At 49.0% G+C, this 19,561-nt stretch carries 21 protein-coding genes; 7 read left to right on the top strand and 14 right to left on the bottom strand.

Translation table 11 applies throughout. From position 1 onward, the window contains the following. Positions 1 to 325: 325 nt before the first annotated feature. Complete coding sequence (locus EHT25_RS04735; protein WP_221622241.1) at positions 326 to 1,300, top strand: hypothetical protein; 975 nt, start codon at positions 326 to 328, stop codon at positions 1,298 to 1,300. Positions 1,301 to 1,332: 32 nt separating this feature from the next. After that, positions 1,333 to 1,977: a class I SAM-dependent methyltransferase gene (locus EHT25_RS04740; protein ID WP_124871391.1), complete on the top strand. Its 645-nt coding sequence runs from the start codon at positions 1,333 to 1,335 to the stop codon at positions 1,975 to 1,977. A gap of 129 nt (positions 1,978 to 2,106) precedes the next feature. Here the strand turns inward: EHT25_RS04740 and dnaK are convergent, their stop codons facing one another. Beyond that, positions 2,107 to 4,041, bottom strand: a complete 1,935-nt coding sequence (gene dnaK / locus EHT25_RS04745) for a molecular chaperone DnaK (RefSeq protein ID WP_124871394.1) — start codon at positions 4,039 to 4,041, stop codon at positions 2,107 to 2,109. 263 nt (positions 4,042 to 4,304) lie between these two features. After that, positions 4,305 to 4,880 (bottom strand): hypothetical protein, encoded by a 576-nt coding sequence (locus EHT25_RS04750; RefSeq protein WP_124871397.1) that lies wholly within the window; start codon positions 4,878 to 4,880, stop codon positions 4,305 to 4,307. 136 nt (positions 4,881 to 5,016) lie between these two features. Between EHT25_RS04750 and EHT25_RS04755 the strand changes: the two genes are divergently transcribed. Continuing rightward, positions 5,017 to 5,430 (top strand): nuclease A inhibitor family protein, encoded by a 414-nt coding sequence (locus EHT25_RS04755; RefSeq protein ID WP_124871399.1) that lies wholly within the window; start codon positions 5,017 to 5,019, stop codon positions 5,428 to 5,430. A 38-nt stretch (positions 5,431 to 5,468) separates the two neighbouring features. Here the strand turns inward: EHT25_RS04755 and rplT are convergent, their stop codons facing one another. The 8 genes from rplT to EHT25_RS04795 all read right to left on the bottom strand — a co-directional run bounded on the left by rplT (position 5,469) and on the right by EHT25_RS04795 (position 12,293). Beyond that, positions 5,469 to 5,813 (bottom strand): 50S ribosomal protein L20, encoded by a 345-nt coding sequence (gene rplT / locus EHT25_RS04760; protein ID WP_124871401.1) that lies wholly within the window; start codon positions 5,811 to 5,813, stop codon positions 5,469 to 5,471. Positions 5,814 to 5,983: 170 nt separating this feature from the next. After that, complete coding sequence (rpmI, locus tag EHT25_RS04765; RefSeq protein ID WP_124871403.1) at positions 5,984 to 6,181, bottom strand: 50S ribosomal protein L35; 198 nt, start codon at positions 6,179 to 6,181, stop codon at positions 5,984 to 5,986. A 147-nt stretch (positions 6,182 to 6,328) separates the two neighbouring features. Then, positions 6,329 to 6,889: a translation initiation factor IF-3 gene (gene infC, locus EHT25_RS04770; protein WP_124871406.1), complete on the bottom strand. Its 561-nt coding sequence runs from the start codon at positions 6,887 to 6,889 to the stop codon at positions 6,329 to 6,331. Between the two features lie 202 nt (positions 6,890 to 7,091). Next, positions 7,092 to 9,047 (bottom strand): threonine--tRNA ligase, encoded by a 1,956-nt coding sequence (thrS, locus tag EHT25_RS04775; protein ID WP_124871409.1) that lies wholly within the window; start codon positions 9,045 to 9,047, stop codon positions 7,092 to 7,094. Between the two features lie 73 nt (positions 9,048 to 9,120). Continuing rightward, the gene (locus EHT25_RS04780; RefSeq protein ID WP_124871412.1) at positions 9,121 to 10,362 is read right to left on the bottom strand and encodes a tetratricopeptide repeat protein; all 1,242 of its coding nucleotides are present in this window, start codon (positions 10,360 to 10,362) and stop codon (positions 9,121 to 9,123) included. A 25-nt stretch (positions 10,363 to 10,387) separates the two neighbouring features. Beyond that, positions 10,388 to 11,284: a class I SAM-dependent methyltransferase gene (locus EHT25_RS04785; RefSeq protein WP_124871414.1), complete on the bottom strand. Its 897-nt coding sequence runs from the start codon at positions 11,282 to 11,284 to the stop codon at positions 10,388 to 10,390. Next, a complete protein-coding gene (locus tag EHT25_RS04790) occupies positions 11,274 to 11,687 on the bottom strand; it encodes an EVE domain-containing protein (protein WP_124871417.1) in 414 nt (137 codons plus the stop codon). Before EHT25_RS04790 ends, EHT25_RS04785 begins: the two co-directional genes overlap by 11 nt. A 51-nt stretch (positions 11,688 to 11,738) precedes the next feature. After that, a complete protein-coding gene (locus EHT25_RS04795) occupies positions 11,739 to 12,293 on the bottom strand; it encodes a DinB family protein (protein WP_124871420.1) in 555 nt (184 codons plus the stop codon). A 410-nt stretch (positions 12,294 to 12,703) separates the two neighbouring features. Here EHT25_RS04795 and EHT25_RS04800 point away from each other — a divergent pair, with 410 nt between their 5' ends. Further along, entirely contained in the window at positions 12,704 to 13,261 is a 558-nt protein-coding gene (locus EHT25_RS04800) for an RNA polymerase sigma factor (protein ID WP_124871423.1), read from the top strand. Positions 13,262 to 13,301: 40 nt separating this feature from the next. On the opposite strand, the gene EHT25_RS04805 is transcribed toward EHT25_RS04800, so the two are convergent. Then, positions 13,302 to 13,814 (bottom strand): DUF421 domain-containing protein, encoded by a 513-nt coding sequence (locus tag EHT25_RS04805; protein WP_124871426.1) that lies wholly within the window; start codon positions 13,812 to 13,814, stop codon positions 13,302 to 13,304. Between the two features lie 137 nt (positions 13,815 to 13,951). Here EHT25_RS04805 and EHT25_RS04810 point away from each other — a divergent pair, with 137 nt between their 5' ends. The 3 genes from EHT25_RS04810 to EHT25_RS04820 all read left to right on the top strand — a co-directional run bounded on the left by EHT25_RS04810 (position 13,952) and on the right by EHT25_RS04820 (position 16,665). Continuing rightward, positions 13,952 to 14,491 carry a DUF6580 family putative transport protein gene (locus tag EHT25_RS04810; protein ID WP_124871429.1) on the top strand — a complete coding sequence of 180 codons (540 nt, stop codon included), beginning with the start codon at positions 13,952 to 13,954 and terminating at the stop codon, positions 14,489 to 14,491. Between the two features lie 104 nt (positions 14,492 to 14,595). Continuing rightward, positions 14,596 to 15,609 carry a bestrophin family protein gene (locus EHT25_RS04815; RefSeq protein ID WP_124871432.1) on the top strand — a complete coding sequence of 338 codons (1,014 nt, stop codon included), beginning with the start codon at positions 14,596 to 14,598 and terminating at the stop codon, positions 15,607 to 15,609. A gap of 81 nt (positions 15,610 to 15,690) precedes the next feature. Next, complete coding sequence (locus EHT25_RS04820; protein ID WP_124871435.1) at positions 15,691 to 16,665, top strand: transglutaminase domain-containing protein; 975 nt, start codon at positions 15,691 to 15,693, stop codon at positions 16,663 to 16,665. 90 nt (positions 16,666 to 16,755) lie between these two features. Here EHT25_RS04820 and EHT25_RS04825 read toward each other — a convergent pair whose 3' ends face one another. The 3 genes from EHT25_RS04825 to EHT25_RS04835 are packed head-to-tail and all read right to left on the bottom strand — an operon-like array spanning position 16,756 to position 19,538. Then, positions 16,756 to 18,060, bottom strand: a complete 1,305-nt coding sequence (locus EHT25_RS04825; RefSeq protein ID WP_124871438.1) for a hydantoinase/oxoprolinase family protein — start codon at positions 18,058 to 18,060, stop codon at positions 16,756 to 16,758. 27 nt (positions 18,061 to 18,087) lie between these two features. Further along, a complete protein-coding gene (locus EHT25_RS04830) occupies positions 18,088 to 18,588 on the bottom strand; it encodes a hypothetical protein (protein ID WP_124871441.1) in 501 nt (166 codons plus the stop codon). A gap of 47 nt (positions 18,589 to 18,635) precedes the next feature. After that, on the bottom strand, positions 18,636 to 19,538 hold the full coding sequence (locus EHT25_RS04835; protein WP_124871444.1) for a histone deacetylase family protein: 903 nt from the start codon (positions 19,536 to 19,538) through the stop codon (positions 18,636 to 18,638). Between the last annotated feature and the right edge of the window lie 23 nt (positions 19,539 to 19,561).

Consider the following 19,561-nt stretch of genomic DNA (forward strand, 5'->3'; position numbering starts at 1 on the left):
TTCGTATTTATTATCCTTATCCTACTGGTTATTTGGTGGAATAAATTACGTATCCATCCGGTTGATTGGTATACTTTTCTGCACCATTCCCAGCCTTGTCTGTCTCTACTTTGCGGTTAAATTCCTGTATAACCAGTCGCTGGCGCTTTGTATATCGTTGGGTTACGGATTATTTAATGCCATTCTAACGACGTTTGATTTTGTTGGTTATAGTTCAGAACTTTTGCCCCATCTTTTGCTATCGCTCGAATTTCTGTGCTTTTCGGCAATTTTATCCGGTCGACGGCTCAGCTATGCGTATTGGCTCTGTTTCATCGCGGGTTTGATGCCATACGCAAAGTTGCAGGGCGTTTTGCTGGCCGGATTACTGGTAGTTTTTCTTTTTGTAGAAATCCGGAAACAGCTTACTATCCGAAAAGTAATCGGGCTCATTTCCTGCGGATTAATTCCATCAATCATTTTATTTACCTATTTATTCAGTAATTCACTGATCGACGAATTCTATCATTCCTATTTATTATTTAACCTGGAATATAGCGGATCACTGACCGATTTAAAGTGGAGTTTAGTACCGGATCTAATTATTGATTCCCCCGAAACAACACCTTTTTTTGTATTTATTACTGCCATTATTGGAAGCCTATCGGTTTATTTATTTACACGAAAATCTTTTGCGCACAAAAACCGGTTAATTTATTGTACGCTGCTTCTGATCGTTTGTTGGTTTTCGATCATTAAGCCAAATCAGTTTTTCAATCATTATCTCATCTTTTTATTTTATCCCATCTTCTGGATATTGGGCGTCGTTTCGGGCGAATTTCAACACCTCTATCCCAGCCGTTTCCGGTATTATTCAGGGGCTTTATATACAGTTTTTTTCCTACTTACTGTAAGTTCATTCACCAAAAAAAATCTGGGAATCGACTATTTATACGGTTTTACGTATCAACCGGAGCCATTGGTTGCAACGATTCAATCGCTGGCAAGTCCATTGGACCGAATGAGTATTTGGGGGCACGGAAATCTGGCCCGTTTGCATTGTTATACCTCCTTGTTACCCGGTACCCGCGATGTTTTTGCATCGCGGCAAATCAACCCATCCGAACTGCAACCGTATTTTATTGCGCGGTATAAAAAGGATTTAGAGCAGAACCGTCCCCGGTTTATTGTGGAAGATAATCAGTACGCCGACTACCAAACTCATCTGCAAACGATTTTTCCAGCTTTGCCCCAATTTTACTCGTTGCATTCCCGGCATGGATCGATTAATTTGTATGTTCGAAAGGATTTTCAGCAGTGAAAGCGATTCCATAACTAGAGGCAACTTGTTTCATGGCTAAGCCGTCGGCCAGCAGCGGTTTTGATTTGATCGCGCCAATTTATGATCCGCTCTCCCGGCTGGTATTTGGTAATGCATTGCGGAAAGCGCAGTCGCACTGGCTCGATCAAATTCCCCAGAATGCGGTTATTCTGATCTTTGGTGGTGGTTCGGGGTGGTTGTTGACGCGCGTTCTGGCTATTTGCTCCCCGCACAAAGTGATTTACATTGATGCCTCGCCAGTCATGGTATCGCTGGCTCGGGAAAAAGTGGCTAACGACAAGCGGGTCGATTTCCGGGTCGGCACCGAAACTGCTATTGCATCCGATGATCGGGTCGATGCGGTTTTGACACCTTTCATTCTGGATTTATTTACGGAGGATCATTTACAAAACCATCTGATCCCTGTACTCATTAAAACACTGAATCACAATGGATTATGGCTTTGTACTGATTTTTCAAAGCCAGTAACCGACTGGCAGCGCGCGCTCATGTGGTGTCAATACCGGTTTTTTCGAATTTTCAGCCAGATCAGCGCCAATCGGTTACCCAACTGGCTTGCATTGATGAATAACTTACTACGATCTGACCCTCAACAACTTGCTTCTTTTTTCGGCGGTTTCATTGCCAGTGCCTACTGGCGGAAAGCCGCCGACTAAAATCGAATGTCGAAAAGCTGATCGAAATTAATCAGCGGTTTTGGGAAGTCAGAAGGTTATACCCGTTTCTTACATAAAAAAAGCCAGCATGTTCGCAAACATGCTGGCTCAATCATATACGCATTTCGGTTATTTCACTTCTTCAAAAGGCACATCCGAAACGTTGTCCTGCTGTCCGGCCGACTGACCGTTCTGGCCATTGGCTGAACTGCCATCACCGGCAAAACCGTCGGCTGGATTAGGCCCCTGCGCTCCACCGGTCGCATTGTAAAGCTCCTGCGAAGCAGTGGCCCAGGCGGCATTCAGTTTTTCCACACCCGCTTCAATGGCAACGGCATCCCGGCTGCTGTGGGCCGAACGCAACTCGCCCAGCGCACCTTCGATGGCGGTTTTGTTGCCTTCCGACAATTTATCACCGTATTCTTTCAACTGTTTCTCGGTTTGGAAAATCAGCGAGTCGGCCTGGTTGATTTTCTCAATCGTTTCCCGTTCGGCTTTATCGGCGGCTTCGTTCGCCTTGGCTTCCTCGCGCATCCGGGTGATTTCTTCATCGCTCAACCCGCTCGACGCTTCAATCCGGATTTTTTGTTCTTTACCCGTTCCTTTGTCGCGGGCCGTTACGTGCAAAATACCGTTGGCGTCGATATCGAACGTTACTTCAATCTGCGGGATACCACGTGGAGCGGGCGGAATACCGTCGAGGTGGAACCGTCCGAGGGAGCGGTTTTGGTTCGCCAGTGGCCGTTCACCCTGCAAAATGTGAATTTCCACACTCGGCTGGCTGTCGGATGCCGTCGAGAACGTTTCCGATTTTTTGGTCGGAATCGTCGTGTTGGCGTCGATCAGGCGAGTCAAAACACCGCCCATCGTTTCGATACCCAGCGACAGCGGAATAACGTCCAGCAGAAGCACATCTTTCACCTCTCCCGTCAACACACCACCCTGAATGGCAGCACCTACGGCAACCGCTTCATCCGGGTTCACGCTTTTCGACGGTTTACGTCCGAACAGTTTTTCAACCTCATCCTGTACTTTCGGAATCCGGGTCGATCCACCTACCAAAATCACTTCGTCGATCTGGCTCGCCGAATAACCGGAGTTTTTCAACGCCCGGCGGCAAGGTTCCAGGCTGCGTTGAATCAGACTATCAGCTAATTGCTCAAATTTCGCGCGGCTCAAGGTCCGAACCAGGTGCTTCGGAATACCGTTCACCGGCATGATGTATGGCAGGTTGATTTCCGTCGAGCTGGAGCTGGAAAGTTCTACTTTCGCTTTTTCAGCGGCTTCTTTCAACCGTTGCAACGCCATCGGGTCCTGACGCAGGTCGATATTTTCGTCATTTTTGAATTCCTGAGCCAACCAGTCGATGATAACCTGATCAAAATCGTCACCACCCAGGTGCGTATCACCATCGGTTGATTTTACTTCGAAAACACCGTCGCCCAATTCCAGAATGGAAATATCGAACGTACCGCCCCCCAGGTCGAACACGGCGATTTTCATATCGTGGTGCTTCTTATCCAACCCGTAGGCCAGGGCAGCCGCGGTCGGTTCGTTGATGATCCGCTTCACGTCCAGACCGGCAATCTGGCCTGCTTCTTTCGTGGCCTGACGTTCGGCATCATTAAAATAAGCCGGAACCGTAATGACGGCTTCCGTAACGGATTGCCCCAGATAATCTTCGGCAGTCTGCTTCATTTTTTGCAGAATCAGGGCCGAAATTTCCTGAGGAGTATATTGCCGGTCACCAATCCGAACACGTGGCGTGTCATTGGGGCCACGTTCAACGGAGTAAGCAATCGTTTTAATTTCATTCTGAACTTCGTTGAACCGTTTTCCCATGAACCGCTTGATCGATGAAATCGTGTTCTTGGGGTTAGTGATGGCCTGACGCTTGGCCGGATCACCGACCTTCCGTTCGCCATTGCCATTATCCATAAAGGCCACAACCGATGGTGTGGTCCGCCGGCCTTCACTATTGGCGATGACCACCGGCTCGTTACCTTCCATAACTGCCACACACGAGTTGGTTGTTCCTAAGTCAATTCCTATAATCTTTCCCATGATACTTTATGAATGTCTTGCTTTTAGTCGTTTGACAAACTACAATTGCCTATTGAACAAGACCTATGCCAGCCGGGTAAAATGCCCGGGAATGTGACAGATTGACAGCTAAAGCTGACTGAATGGCTTTTTTCAATCGGGCGGTTTTGCATTTATATGACAATTTGCTAACCACGTTTCCGCTGCTGTTGTTTCGTGTCATAGTTGCACCGGCCCCAACCGAATTGAAAAGAAAAAGGCGGATTTTTCAACCCGCCTTCCAGTTAGTTTCCAAACAGCCCACCGAGTAATCCGCCTAACCCGCCGGTATTCGATTGCTTCTGCTGGGTGTTGTTGCCGCCACCCATAAAACCGCCCGCAGCCCGCATCAGGTCGTTCATATCCAGTTTGCCGTCCGCCATTGCGGAGCTCGCCATTCCCATCCAGTCGACACCCTGATTGCCGGTTGCCGCGCCCAGAATCTGGTTTCCATCGACGCTGGAATCATTGGGATCCTGTGATTTATTCATCAGTTTACTTAACACCATCGGAACAACCATCGTCGCAATCGACATCGCCACCTGGGGCGAAATGCCAAGTCGTTCCATCAAATTTTGCTGGACATTCTGTTGAACACCCTGTGTCACCGGACTTTGATGGACATTGGTGTTGCCCTGACCGGTAACCATACTCAACAGATCGGTCAGGTTGCCGCCCTGGGCCTGTTGCTGTAAACCACCGAGAATGCCGCTCGAAATGGCTTGTAGTGCATCTTCATTTTGATGATTTGGGATAGCCGGGTTGTTGATAACTGCCTCGCCGGATTGCTGGCGAATCAGGTTCATAAGGGTTTCCATCATGACAGTACGTGGTTTTGATTGGTTAAAAAATCGCTGCAATTACGGGATTGTATTCGTTTCTTACGGTTTATTTGTAAATAACTACTCCGTATCGAATCAGTTCTATTAAGACGCAACTATTTACGGTTTGTAACACATGTCGCCCAAAGAATCTGCCCCGGAACAACCCATAGCTGATTTATTGACGGATTTATTTTATCCCAGCGAATCCGACGAACCCGTTACCTATGTGGAATTTACGATCGATTTCCAACCGCCGTTGACGATTGGACAGATCAGAGATTTGTTACTGATAACTCCGGAAACATACGTCGAAGAAATACCGGAAGCGGTTTTTTGGGAACCGGTTATGACGAATGAGGATTGGTATGAAGAGGAAGAAAAAAACCGTACCGCCCGCTTTACGGAATTAAAAAACCGGGTAGAACAAGTGATCAGCGATCGTCAGCTTTTCCGAATCGGCGCAGACGAAGCCGATCTTTATTTGCTGGGTAGGAAATCCGATGGCAATTGGGCGGGGCTGAAAACGCTCGTTGTAAGTACGACATAAAAAAAACAGGCAGTCGGTGAGGACTGCCTGCCAGTTACTTATTTCACAGTTTCAACAACGGCTTTAAAAGCCTCCGGATGATTCATGGCCAGGTCAGCCAGAACCTTTCTGTTTAATTCAATACCCGAAGTATGAATTTTGCCCATCAGGGCTGAATACGAAACACCGTGCAGACGCGCACCGGCGTTGATCCGCTGAATCCAGAGCGCGCGGAAATCGCGTTTTTTCTGGCGACGGTCGCGGAACGCATAAACGAGGCCTTTTTCAACCGCGTTTTTCGCTACCGTCCAAACATTCTTACGACGACCAAAGTACCCTTTGGCCAACTTCATTACTTTCTTGCGACGTGCCCTCGAGGCAACGTGGTTCACTGAACGTGGCATTGTTAATGTTGTTTGTTTTTGACAACAGGCGGCAGGAAGGGAATGACTAATGAATAATTAACAATGAAGGCCACTGTTGATTTTTCATTGTTCATTGTTCATTGCACTTAAAGAGCCTGGCATCGGGTTGAACATGAAACCGCGCGGATCATCCGCGAAATCCCGGGTGGTTAGACCAGGGCGAGCATTACCTTGATCCGACGCTCATCTCCTTTGAACACCAGCGTGTCGTGAACGAGGTTCCGCTTCCGCTTGGTCGACTTTTTAGTCAGGATATGGCTGTGGAAGGCATGCTTCCGTTTGATTTTGCCGGTACCGGTCAGCGAAAAACGCTTTTTGGCTCCCGAATTGGTTTTTACTTTTGGCATTGCGTTAAACAGAAATGTTGCTGATTGTGAAACAGGCCGCAAAGATAGAAGAAAATCAGGAGAAAAGGAAAAGGGAGTAAGGGAAGAATGGGAAAAGAGTACAGACTCCCATCCTTCATTTTTCCCTTACTCCCTTTTTCCTTTTTTTTATTTCTTCACCTGAACCACCTTGGGGGCCAGGAACATACTCATCCGCTTGCCTTCCAGTTTGGGCTCGGCCTCTACCCGGCCGATTTCTTCCAGCCCTTTGGCAAACCGCTGAAGCAGTTCGACACCCCGTTCTTTGAAGACGATGGAACGACCTACGAACTGAACGTAAGCCTTAACCTTCGAACCTTCTTTCAGGAAGTTGATGGCGTGTTTGAGTTTGAATTCAAAATCGTGGTCGTCGGTGTTGGGGCCGAACCGGATTTCCTTGATAACGACTTTCTGAGCCTTCGCCTTAATTTCCTTCTGTTTCTTCTTCTGTTCGTATTTGAACTTCGAGTAATCAACAATCCGGCAAACGGGTGGTACGGCATTGGGAGAAATTTCGACGAGATCCAGATTCTGGGCCTGGGCCAGTGCCTGGGCCTGCTGAATATCGTAAACGCCTTGCTCGACGTTTTCACCAACTACCCGAACCGTGCGGGCTAAAATACGGCCGTTGATCCGATAAGGTTCTTCGACCACACGCGGGGGGCGCATGGGTCTGCGCTGTAATGCCATAGAAACTATTTAGAGTTGAAAAATGGGCCCGCTGTTGCGGTTAGTTACGTGCCTATAACGTAACAAAATGTATAAAGTTTCCGGTAAAATAAGCATTTTACGTATCCGGCGCAATATTTTTGTAAATGAACAATGAAAAATCAAATGAACAAAGAACAATGAATAATGAAAAACGGGCTCCAAAATCATTATTCATTGTTCTTTACAAAACCGCAGGTTGAGCTGCCGGTTTAATTTCGTTCTGGAAAAACCCGATGAATTCTGCAATGGTCATCGATCCCAGGTCGCCAACGCCTTTTTTACGCACCGAAACACGCCCCTCAGCCTGCTCTTTTTCGCCTAAAATCAGCATGAAAGGTACTTTGTTTATTTCAGAGTCGCGAATCTTGCGGCCAATTTTCTCGTCGCGCAAATCGTTGTACCCCCGAATGTCGTTTTCCTGTAACGTCAGAAAAACTTCGTTGGCATAGTCTTCATACTTCTCCGATATGGGCAAAACCGCAATTTGATCGGGCGACAGCCAGAGCGGAAAATTACCGCCCGAGTTCTCGATCAGGATTGCAATAAACCGCTCCATCGAGCCAAACGGCGCCCGGTGAATCATGACCGGGCGGTATTTCTGATTGTCGGAACCGGTGTATTCCAGCTCAAACCGGTTGGGCAAATTGTAATCCACCTGAATGGTTCCTAATTGCCATTTCCGTCCCAGGGCGTCCCGCACCATGAAATCGAGTTTCGGGCCGTAGAAAGCCGCTTCACCCAGTTCCGTTACGGTTCTCAATCCGCGTTCGGCAGAAGCCTCGATGATGGCCGATTCCGCTTTTTCCCACAGCTCATCCGAACCAATGTACTTCTGTTTGTTTGCCGGGTCGCGCAGGGAAATCTGGGCGCTATAATCCTCAAAACCAAGCGATTTAAATACATAAAGCACCAAATCGATCACTTTGATGAACTCTTCCTTGACCTGATCCGGGCGGCAGAAAATGTGCGCATCGTCCTGCGTAAAACCGCGCACACGGGTTAACCCGTGCAACTCACCGCTTTGCTCGTAGCGATAAACCGTACCAAATTCCGCCAGACGCAGCGGCAGATCCCGGTACGAACGCGGCTTGGTTTTGTAAATCTCGCAGTGGTGCGGGCAGTTCATCGGTTTCAGCAGAAACTCTTCACCCGGTTCCGGTGTCAGAATGGGTTTGAACGAATCTTCGCCGTATTTTTCCCAGTGACCCGAGGTTACGTACAATTGTTTCGAACCGATGTGGGGCGTCACCACCTGCTGATAGCCCGCCCGAACCTGGGCTTTCCGCAAAAAATTCTCCAGGCGTTCGCGCAGCATGGTTCCTTTCGGTAACCACAAGGGCAAACCGGCACCTACTTTTTCGGAGAAAGCAAACAGCTCCAGTTCTTTGCCCAACTTACGGTGGTCGCGTTTTTTGGCTTCTTCCAGCAGAAACAGATAATCGTCCAGCTCCTTCTGTTTCGGAAACGTTACGGCATAGACGCGGGTCAGCATCTTGTTTTTCTCGTCACCCCGCCAATAAGCTCCGGCCACATTCATGATTTTGGCAGCCTTGATAAAACCGGTATGCGGAATGTGCGGGCCACGACACAAATCGGTAAAGTTACCCTGCGAATAAAACGTAATGGTCCCGTCGTCGAGTCGGTCGAGCAGGTCGAGTTTATACGGATCGCCTTTTTTCTCAAAATAGGCAATGGCTTCGGCTTTGCTAATGGGCTGACGAACGAATTCCTGTTTCTGCCGTGCCAGTTCCAGCATTTTATCTTCCACTTTCTTGAAATCTTCCTGCGAAAAATGCTGGCCGTTCAAGTCGACATCGTAATAAAACCCTTTTTCAATCGGCGGACCGATCCCGAATTGAATGCCCGGATACAGTTCTTCCAGTGCTTCGGCCAGCAAGTGGGCAGATGAATGCCAAAAAGTCGCCTTTCCTTCCGTATCGTTCCATGTCAACAAAGTAACCGCCGAATCCGTTGTGATGGGGCGCGTTGCATCCTGTACCGTGCCATTTACCTTGGCTGCCAGTACGTTACGTGCCAGCCCTTCGCTGATGCTCATGGCTATTTCCAGACTGGTTACTCCGTTGGGATACTCCCGGACACTGCCATCGGGCAGCGTAATGCGAATTTGGTCACTCATTGTTATAAGGTTTAATCATTGGTATTCAAACGGCAATTTTCCAAAAAAGAAGGCTGAAAGCAAAAACCGGGGGTTAATTTCTCGTCGAATCCCGACCAAAACGGGATCGGGGCTGGATCATCATCACGCGCACCCGCGTTGTGTCCAGGATCTGGCCGGGGCGGCTGGGTTGAAACGGACGTTCTTCGTAAGGCAAATCGGCACCCTCACCATACACTTTTCGTTTTTGAACCCGCCAGTACCCATAATAGGCTTGCTGATCAGCGGCATTCTCCTGCATGGCTAACGTGTAAAACCGCCCTGCTTGTTCCCACTCACGGAATTGTTCATAACACATGGCCATGTAGTAGTGCACACGGGGGAACGCGGGTGCCAGTTTCACAACCTGATCGAAATGATGGAGTGCCTGGGCCATATTCCGCACTTTCATCATGACCAGACCGGATTGAAACTGCGCCTGCACCATCGCAGGATCCATTTGCAGCGCTTTCTGGTAATAGAAATAGGCACTGTCGGAAACCGAAGTCTGCTGGTAAATATGACCCAGTGCGTACAATAAACCCGGATCATTCGGGAAATAACCGGCTCCCCGCTTGTTGTAAGCAATAGCCGACGCGTAATCTCCCCGAGCCGAATGAATAATGGACAATTGCACGTAAGGTTCCAGAAAACGCGGTTTTAAAACCAGCGCCCGTTTGTAGTAGGTAATGGCCCGGGTGGTATCGCCCGATTTGGCCGCTACCAGACCGTTCAGGTAGAATGCCTCGCCTTCATAAGGGGCCATTTGCAGGGCTTTCACCAGGTAAAACCGGGCCCGATCCAACTGTTTTTCACGTTGCAGCAGATCACCCGCTACGATGTAGAGTTCCGGCGTATTCACGCCCAGGCCTTCGGCCCGGAGTGCACTTTCCAGTCCTTCGTCATATTGCTGGTGTTTGCGCAGAATCTGGGCTTTAATGAGGTGATAACGCCCTTCGTTGTTTTCTTTTTCAAGCGCGTCGTTGATGTCGGACAGCGCTTCGTTGGTTTTGCCCAAATCCATGTAAACCGCAGCCCGTTTGGCATAGGCCGATGCGGGGCGATTTTGGTTGATGGCACGCGTCAGAGCTTCCAAAGCGGCCTGATTGCGGGTATTCGCCGAATTTTCCGGCACAGCCGGAATCCGGGTCTGCCGCTGGTCATCCTCGGAACAGGCCATTAAAAAACAGATACTTACCAGATACCAGAGGCTACTCAGCTTGCCCATTCTCTTTTTCGAAAACCGTCCTTCTTCCCACTTCCGAACGAAAGCGGGATGCGCACAACCGTTTGGCATGTTTTCGGCTGCAAATATAGGCCTTTTAGATGGAAGAAAACCGATAAAAAACGCCCAATGGCAACCGCTTATCGAAACGATCGTTCAGGTAAAGTTCACCAAACTCGGCCTTCGGACGTTCGCCAAAATGTGCGCGCATGAGGTTTTCGAGAATCAGCGCGGAGAAGCCCAGCGAATACAGGTTGATGATCAGGAAATAATGTTCCTTGTCCAGTAATTCCGAACAAACCGCCAGCAAATCGTTAAGATTTTCTTCTAAAAGCCATTTTTCGCCTTCGGGGCCACGGCCATAGGCGGGCGGATCCAGAATCAAACCGTGGTAGGTGTTCCCGCGACGTACTTCGCGCCGGGCAAATTTGAGGGCATCTTCCACCACCCACCGAATGTTGTCGAGCCGGCTGGCTTCCATATTTTCCCGCGACCAGGTGATCACCTGCCGAACCGCATCGACGTGCGTTACTTCCGCTCCGGCCTGCCGGGCCGCCAGCGAGGCCGCTCCCGTATAGGCAAACAGATTCAGAACGCGCGGATTGGAAACCGGTAAGCCCGCAACTTTCTGATGAATATAGGGCCAGTTGACGGCCTGTTCCGGAAATATACCGACGTGTTTAAACGACGAGAGCGACAGTTTGAAGGTTAAATTCAATCCCTGCTGCTGAAAGGGAATGAACCATTTTTCATCCATCTGGGGGCGAAGCACCCACTCGCCTTTTTCCTGAGAGCCTTTATCGCGCTTAAAAACCGCATTCGGCAACCGCTGCCATTCTTCCTCCGACAACGATCGCGGCCAGATGGCCTGTGGCTCCGGGCGGCTGAGAATGAACAAACCAAATCGTTCGAGTTTCTCAAAACCGCCGGTGTCAATTAATTCGTACGAAGCCCAGTTTTCGGGAGTTAATAAATCCAGTCTGTTATTGGGCATGTCCTAACGCTAAAATACACTCAAATTCGTTGCCGCTCACTGGAACCACCGACAAGCGGGAAAGCCGGATCAATTGAATGTTCTGCAACAGGGGTTCGGCTTTAATTTGCTGCAACGTAACCGGTTTTGGCAATGGCGCAACGGGTTCAAGTTCCACCACCACCCAGCGCGGGTCTTCCGGAATGGTCGGATCAGGATATGATTCGTGGCTTACTTTCGCAATCCCGACCACCTCCTTGCCCACCACACTGTGATAAAACAAAACCTGATCCCCCAGTTGCATAGCGGCCAGGTTGTTTCGTGCCGCGTAGTTCCGCACGCCGTCCCAGATGGCTTTTCCCTGTTTAACGAAATCGTCCCATGAATAGGACTCCGGTTCGGATTTGACAAGCCAATAGTTCAATGGATTGAATGGTTTAGAGGGCTAAAAAAGGGTTCGGTGGGTCATAACCAATCAATAATCATCGAAGTCATCACCGTATTTCGGGCCAAAATCGTCGTGGGAATGATCTTCGTCCAGTCCTTTAAATTTAAGACCTTTCTTGATGATCGAAATTTGTCCCGAGTGGTAGGTATCGTGGTTGATCACCCCGTGGAGCATGTCGTAATAGGTATAATCCCGACCGGGCACAATGTCTTCCAGAAACTCATCATCATCACGTTTGTCGAGTTCATTGACGAGTTCTTCCTGGCTCAGACTGAGTTCCATCTGCAGCGCTTCCCACTCAAAATCGTCGATAACCTGAAACGAACCGAAGTTTTTTTCTGGCGTTTTGATGTCAAAATCCTTATCACCCTGCATTTTTTTGACGCAGAAAATCCGCCAGCTCGTCATGTGAAACACCAGTTCCGCAATGGAGTGGGTATTGGGCGTCAGGCGGTGTCCGGCCATCTCCGGCGAAACGCCACTCAGTACTTCAACCAACGACGGCCCGTGCCAGGCTTCTTCTCCTTCATAGGTTGTGTTAAGCAAATCGATGATTCGTATCAGTTCGTCGTTCTGTACCATTTTAATTGTTTTGTAATTTAGGCGAAGGAATATAACTCCTTTCTATTGTTTCGGCAAAGGTAAACCGGTTTGTTGTTTTTTCATTGTGTTACTGATTGATTGGCGCAACGAAAAATAGATATAAATTATTGAAGAATATTTCATTCCCCTCTTCTCCTCTTCTACTGACTAAAGTACAAGCCAATGGTCTCTAAATCACGCAAACCCGCGATTCTATCCAATACCACCTCTCTCTGATTGCCAAGCGAACTTATATGGATAATCAAATAAAAGTTAGGTCACCACTTGACATTTGTATAGCCAATCAATAGATTTGAACCATTGAGCGATCGCTCAGCAGTTAGTACTCAAAGGGTCAGCCTCCTCTTTGTGTTCAAAACGTAGTTAACAATCTCTGTAGCTATCAACTTATGAACACCATTCGTCACACCGACGAGGAGCTGGTACGTTATTACCTTGCTACCCAGAAAAGCGACTATTTTGGTCAGCTTTACAAGCGTTATTCAAACAAGGTGTATCGCCGGTGTTTGACCATTACCAAAGATCCCACCGACGCCGAAGATTTTATGCAGGACATTTTTGTGCGTGTGTTGTCGGGGCTCCATAACTTTAAAGAAAAATCCACTTTTTCGACCTGGCTCTACACGGTTTCAACCAACTACTGCATGGACCGGATGAAACTGGGCCGGCGACGAAGCGACTGGGTGGAGCTGGATAGCGAGGTCGTCAAGACGCTGGCCGAAACCAACGAATACGCCAATCTCGAAGAACGTTACCAACTCGTTGATCTGATTCTGGAAAAAATCGCACCGAGTGAGTCGATGTACCTGCGAATGAAATACGAAGACAATATGAACATCCGGGAAATGGCGATACTGCTACAGGTAAAAGACAGTGCTGTAAAAATGCGGTTAAAACGAGTCCGCGACAAGGTAAAAGACATTCTCGTTTTTTATCAGCTCTATTAAATAGCGGGTAAATCGGTTCGGAATCGTGGAAAACGCCATGTTATCCACGATTCTGCCGGTTATTTTTCTCGATGATGCTGATATTGCCACTGCCCTCCAGGTAGCACGTTTTAACGTTCTGGTAGCCATCAACGCCATTTTCCCGCAGAATACTGATTAATTCATCTTCCGTGATCATTTCTTTTTTCATATTCTGACGCATCAATTCGCCATTTCTGACGAGTAAAACCGGGGCGGGTTCAACAATTCTTTTCAGAAATACGGAACGGTATCCCATCCAGTCGATGGCATAATCCCAAAAAACCAGTGAACCCACCAGCACGAGTCCTTCCGTAACCGATTCGTATGGTCCCGCCATGGAGTTTTGAGCGGCATCGGAGATCATGGTAATGAGCAACAGGTCGCTGAGCGACAGTTGACCCGGCCCCCGTCGAAATATCCGCAGATAAGCATAAACAAACCAATACGTCAGGGTTCCCCGGACGAGCATTTCCAGAACCGAAGTCGTCGGTATAAAAACCGATTGCCAGTTCACATCAACTAATTTTTCCATACTGACCAAACGAGTAATGTGCTCAAAACCGGATTTTTATTGAAAGGTAGCGGAAATATAGCAGCAAATGTGGGCGTTTCAGCGTTCAAATCGCATCAGATTTTGACACTTTTTAATTTTCGGTGTAACTTCACGGCATGAAGCGTATTCACATTCGGACGGCTACTTTAGCCACCCTCATCGTTCTGACTGCCCTCAGTCGGTTGTTACCGCACCCGTATAATTTCACGCCCATTGCGGCCCTGGCCCTTTTTGGCGCAGCCACGTTCGAGCGCAAAGCATTGGGCTTAGTCATTCCGCTGGCAGCCATGTTGCTCAGCGATCTGTTCATTGGTTTCCACGGCGGCATGATGAGCGTTTATACCGCCTTCGCGCTAATCTGGATCCTGGGATTGGTCCTGTTTCGGAAAATTTCTGTCAGCCGGGTAGTGAGCGCATCGTTGTTGTCATCGACCTTATTCTTTCTGGTAACCAACTTCGCGGTTTGGTACGGCAGTAAATTTTACCCGCAAACACCGCAGGGCTTACTTTCCTGTTACGCGGCTGGCCTGGCGTTTTTCAACGGACAATCATTTTTCCTGAATGCGGTTTTAGGCGATTTAACATTCTGTACGGTTTTATTCGGTAGCTATTCCATCTTACAAAAACAATTCCCGGTTTTGAGATTTGCCCGATAAATTCGGAAACCGTATCTTATTCCATTCTGACCTGTGAGTTGTATCAAACTGGCAGGTCTTTTTTTTTGCTCAATAAACCAACTCAACCAATCATCCTATCCATCATGTTTACGTCCAAACGCGTTCCCCTGCACATTATCTTCCCGTTCGCCTGGCGTTCGGTTCTGTTTTTCCTGGGCTATTCAACCCTCATTTGTGTACTGTTTGTCAAGGCCGAATGGCATTGTCTGGCGATTCCTTTTTTACCCATCGGTCTGATCGGAACGGCGGTAGCGTTTTACGTCGGTTTTAAAAACAATTCTTCTTACGAACGGCTTTGGGAAGGACGCCGAATCTGGGGCAGCCTGGTGAATGTCAGTCGGTCATGGGCTATTATGGCGCTCGATTATGTAACCAATTTGAATGCACCGGAACCGCTAAGTCAATCCGAATTAAAAGCGATTCAGCAAAGTCTGATTTACCGTCAACTGGCTTTTCTAAACGCCCTTCGGCTTCAGCTTCGACGGGCTACGGTCTGGCAGGCCTGCGTTGGCGCGGAGCATACGCTCGTTGAACGCATTCAGGAATTTCGGCAGCACAAACTCGATGAAGACATACAGCCATTTTTATCGACCGACGAAGTTGATTTTATCAGTAAACGAAAAAATGCGGCAACGCATCTGATTCGTAATCAATCCAATGCGTTGCGTGAGTTAAGAGCGCAAGGCCTGATTTCCGAGTATTATCATGCCGAAATGGAACGCTTACTCGTCGAATGTTACGGCCAGCAGGGGGCCGCCGAACGGATCAAGACATTTCCGTTTCCACGGCAATATGCTTTTTTTAGTTACGTCTTCATCTGGCTTTTTATCTTCATCTTACCATTCGGTCTGCTCGGTGAAATGGCCAAACTGGGCGATTGGTACATCTGGTTGACCATTCCATTTTACACCCTCATTTCGTGGGTGTTCAACACGATGGAAATCATCGGCGACACGAGCGAAAATCCGTTTGAAAACAGCATCAACGATGTTCCAATGACCGCCATTTGCCGAAATGTTGAAATTGATCTCCGGGAAATGCTGGGTGAAACCGATCTGCCCGACCGCTTGCAAGCTGTGGATAATATTCTGCTATAAACGGAATGTCCATGAATATTTAAAGGCCAAACAATAATCGGTTGCTCAATTCAGTTTTATCGACGAAAGTGCTGAAAGAATATGTGTCGTCGATTCCTACCCATCGTACTTGTACTGGTTTTTTGTGTTGGATTGAAGCCGGATACGGTTTTGTCTCCGGCTGAAAATTACAGCCAGATTGATTACTACGCCCGAAATGCGCCGGATTCGTATACCCGCAGCATTACCAGTTTGTCGGACTACCTGACTGCGCCTGCCCGGACGGATATGGACAAAGTACGGGTGATTTATGCCTGGATGGTTTCGCACATCCGGTATGATCTGGAGGCCGTTGCCAACCGAAGTTCCCAGCGGTATTATTCCGAGTTTGAATATGCCAACCGGGTTTTACGCCAACGGAAAGGTCTTTGTACGGGTTACGCTTTGTTGTTCAAATACTTGTTAAAACGGGCGGGGGTTCAGGCGGTTAACATCCGCGGTTATGCCCGCACGGAGGACAAGGAGGCCGGGCGCCCGGTGCAGATGGTCGATCACGAATGGAACGCGGTCAACATCGAGGACGAGTGGTTTTTGCTGGATTTAGCCTGGGCAGTCACCACCGGTTCGGAGCGGGAAGGGAGTAATGATTTTTATTTTTTAACTCCTCCCGAACAATTCATTGCCCAACATTTTCCGACTGAATCGCAATGGCAGTTTCTGGATCAGCCCCTAACCAAAAGCGATTTCGACCGGTTTCCCAAATTATACGATCCGTACTTCCGCTTGGGATTTGGGCCGGACTTTCCGCGCAACGGTCAGCTAAAAGTTCAGGGGAGAGCGGAATTGACGCTCCAAAATGACCAATCGCTGGAGTATCTCTGCACGGTGAGTCGATTCGGCCAGTCGAAGGGCTCGGAAGTTCCGCTAACGGTTTCCCGGGAAGGCAATCAACAGCATTTGCAGTTTAACGTACCTGTCCGGGGCTGGTCTACGCTTCACATATTTGCCCGCCCCCGAGCCAACACACGCATCAAAAAATACGATTGCATAGCTTCGTTCTCGGTGTATAATTCGTGAGAGGGAGTTAATGACGATCGACGATTGCCCATCGACCGCTGACGATCGCAATGGTCAATCGTCGATCGTCAATTATCGGTCGTCTCAATTCTACCTCAGATAAATCCACAAATTTCGAAACGTATCCATTCGGGCGTAGCTTTTCTCGCGCATGACCACAGTTGACTCCGGGCCTTCGATAATGGCTGGCCCCGACAGCGTGTCTTCAGAACGAATTCCGGCCCGGTCGTAAATGGGGCAGCCGCAAGGCGTTAAATCTTTTTCGTAGTAAACCGACCGGTATCCTTTCAGAGCGTGGAAATCGCCGGTGCGGTGCGTGGGGTTGTAATAGCCAGCCCGTTGCATGGCCGTCGGTATTTGCCATTCCGGATCGTTTTCGGCCAACACCAGCAGGTAACCCAGTGCCGACGAAACACCGGCTCCTACCGGAACCACGACCTGTTTTATGCCCAACAGCCGGGCAATTTCGCAGGCATGAACGGGGCCCGCTCCTCCAAACGCCAGCAAACTGTACGACTCCGGTGGAGCCGAATGGGCGCTGGTCAACTCTCGAATCTGATTGGCAATGGACTCCTCCACGCCGTTGGAAACGCGCATGGCAGCTTCTTCAACGGTACTATTCAAAGGAGTTGCCACATACTTCAGAATCGCTTTTTTGGCCAGTTCGACCTTTAACGGAATCGCTCCATACAGAAAATAATCCTTATTCAAATACCCTAATACCAGGTCGGCATCGGTCAGCGTTGGGTATTCGCCCCCCCGATCAAAACAGGCCGGGCCGGGACCAGGCGTTGCGTGTTCGGACAGTAAAACCGGTTCTTTGTTTTCGTCAATTCCAATGTAGCTGTTCCCTCCTAAAGCAAAACTTTTTACCTGATTTTCCAGCGACTGATCAAGTGCGTCCATTGAGGTGTCAGACAGCTCGGTTTGCAGGGAAACAAAAGCCGAAGCACCACCAATTCGCAAGACAACCAGGTTCTTCTGACCGATCTGATTCCCAAAATACCTTCCAGTCAACAGTCCCCCAATGCGAGGGAACATAATCGATTCGGCCTCCGTGGAGGCCTCTTCGATCAGCAGTAACCGTCCGTGGTTGGTCACCAGGCGAATCGGCGTTGTCCAGCCAGCGGCCACTAATTGCCGTTCCAGATCGCGGGCACAGCCTATGGCCATGTTGGCGGGCATCTGAACGCTCATTCCTACTACCAGAGCTTCGATAACCGCTGGTTCAATCTGGCATTCCTGCAGAAAAAAACCGATAGCTTCCGCCAGGCTCTGGGTGGAATCATGAATCGTGGTCGGAATTTTCTTGATCGACAGCCGTCCGGCGTCATCCATCAATACGAAATCCGTAAAGGTTTCTCCCAAATCAATACTAAAACGGTAACGACTCATTGTAGTCCTTAATAGTGAGCAACAGATTTACTTCGAACTAATCCGCATTTCCGTAATTCGCCACCGACCATCCGGATCTTTTCGCAATTTGCTGGTCGCCGACTGGAGTTTAAGTGTACCGCCGGTCTCAGTAGGCTTGATCGCATACACTTCCACCGATTCCGCCACATTTTCGTTGATTTCCAGTTTTCGGACTCGGTAATTCTGGTAGCTGATTTTTCCGCTGGTCGACTGATAGTCAGCCGGCGTTTGGGAACTGCCCTTCGAATCCACAATTCTGGCTTCGGGAGTAAACCAGGCCGTCAAACTTCCCGCGGTTCCTGTGCCCGGATTCAAAACCGCCATCCGGTTTTTGAGAATGACCAGAATCGAATCCCGCTCCGGGTACAATTTGGTCGTGGTGGTACGGGTTTCGTTTCGGCGCAGCCGTCGCAGCGTATCCTCTTTGGGCGAAGCGGTTTGCTGCGCCACAACGGAGGTCGTTAAACCCAATCCAACTACGAGTGTTAACACCTGGACTTTCATCATTACATCTTGCATTAAGGTTAATAAACTAACTCAAAGTAGCCCCCGATTCAAAAGTAAAGTTTTTCTGCCAATCGAAACGTATTGCAATGCGCTTCGACAATGTCGGCAATTCGGGGCGAATAACCACCACCCATCGAGACAACAATCGGCAAATTGTAACTTTTCGCCTGTTCAAATACGTATTCGTCCCTCCGTTTACAACCTTCCCGGCTGACGTTTAACTTCCCCAACCGATCGGACTGAAGAATATCGACGCCGGAAATATAAAACAGAAAATCGGGCTTTTGTTCTTTTAGAAGTCGGGGTAAGGTATCAAACAGCCGACTCAGGTAGCCTTCATCGGTCATTCCGGTCTCCAGTTCGACATCCAGATCCGACCGTTCCTTGCGCAACGGGTAGTTATCCCGGCCGTGCATACTGAACGTGAAGACCCGCGGCTCCTGTTGAAAAATAACCGCCGTTCCGTTGCCCTGATGTACGTCCAGATCGATGATCAGAATTCTGGTGGCCCGCTGCGTATCCAGTAAAAACCGGGCGGCAACGGCCACATCGTTGAGCAGACAAAATCCCTCGCCCCGATCCGGAAAGGCGTGATGTGTCCCCCCGGCAATGTTCATCGAAATGCCGTCTTCAAGCGCTTTCAGACTGCAATCGATCGTCCCCTGCGTGATGATCCACTCCCGACGGACCAAACCCTCAGACAACGGAAAACCGATGCGACGCTCCATGGCGGCCGGAATCGTTCGGGACTTTAGTTGCCTGACATAGTCGTCCGTGTGAACCGCCAGCACCCGGCGATCATCGACCAGATCGGGCGAAAAAAAACTCTCCGGTTTACAGGTTCCCTCATACAACAGCTGGTCGTGAATCAGTTCATATTTCGCCATCGGAAAGCGATGGCCTTCGGGAAGCGGGTGTCGGTAAATAGGATTATAAGCAATTTTCAACATCCATCGGTAAGTTAGCGGACAGT

Origin of the sequence: Larkinella rosea, assembly GCF_003858635.1 — a bacterium.
In the GTDB taxonomy this organism is placed as follows: Bacteria; Bacteroidota; Bacteroidia; order Cytophagales; family Spirosomataceae; genus Larkinella; species Larkinella rosea.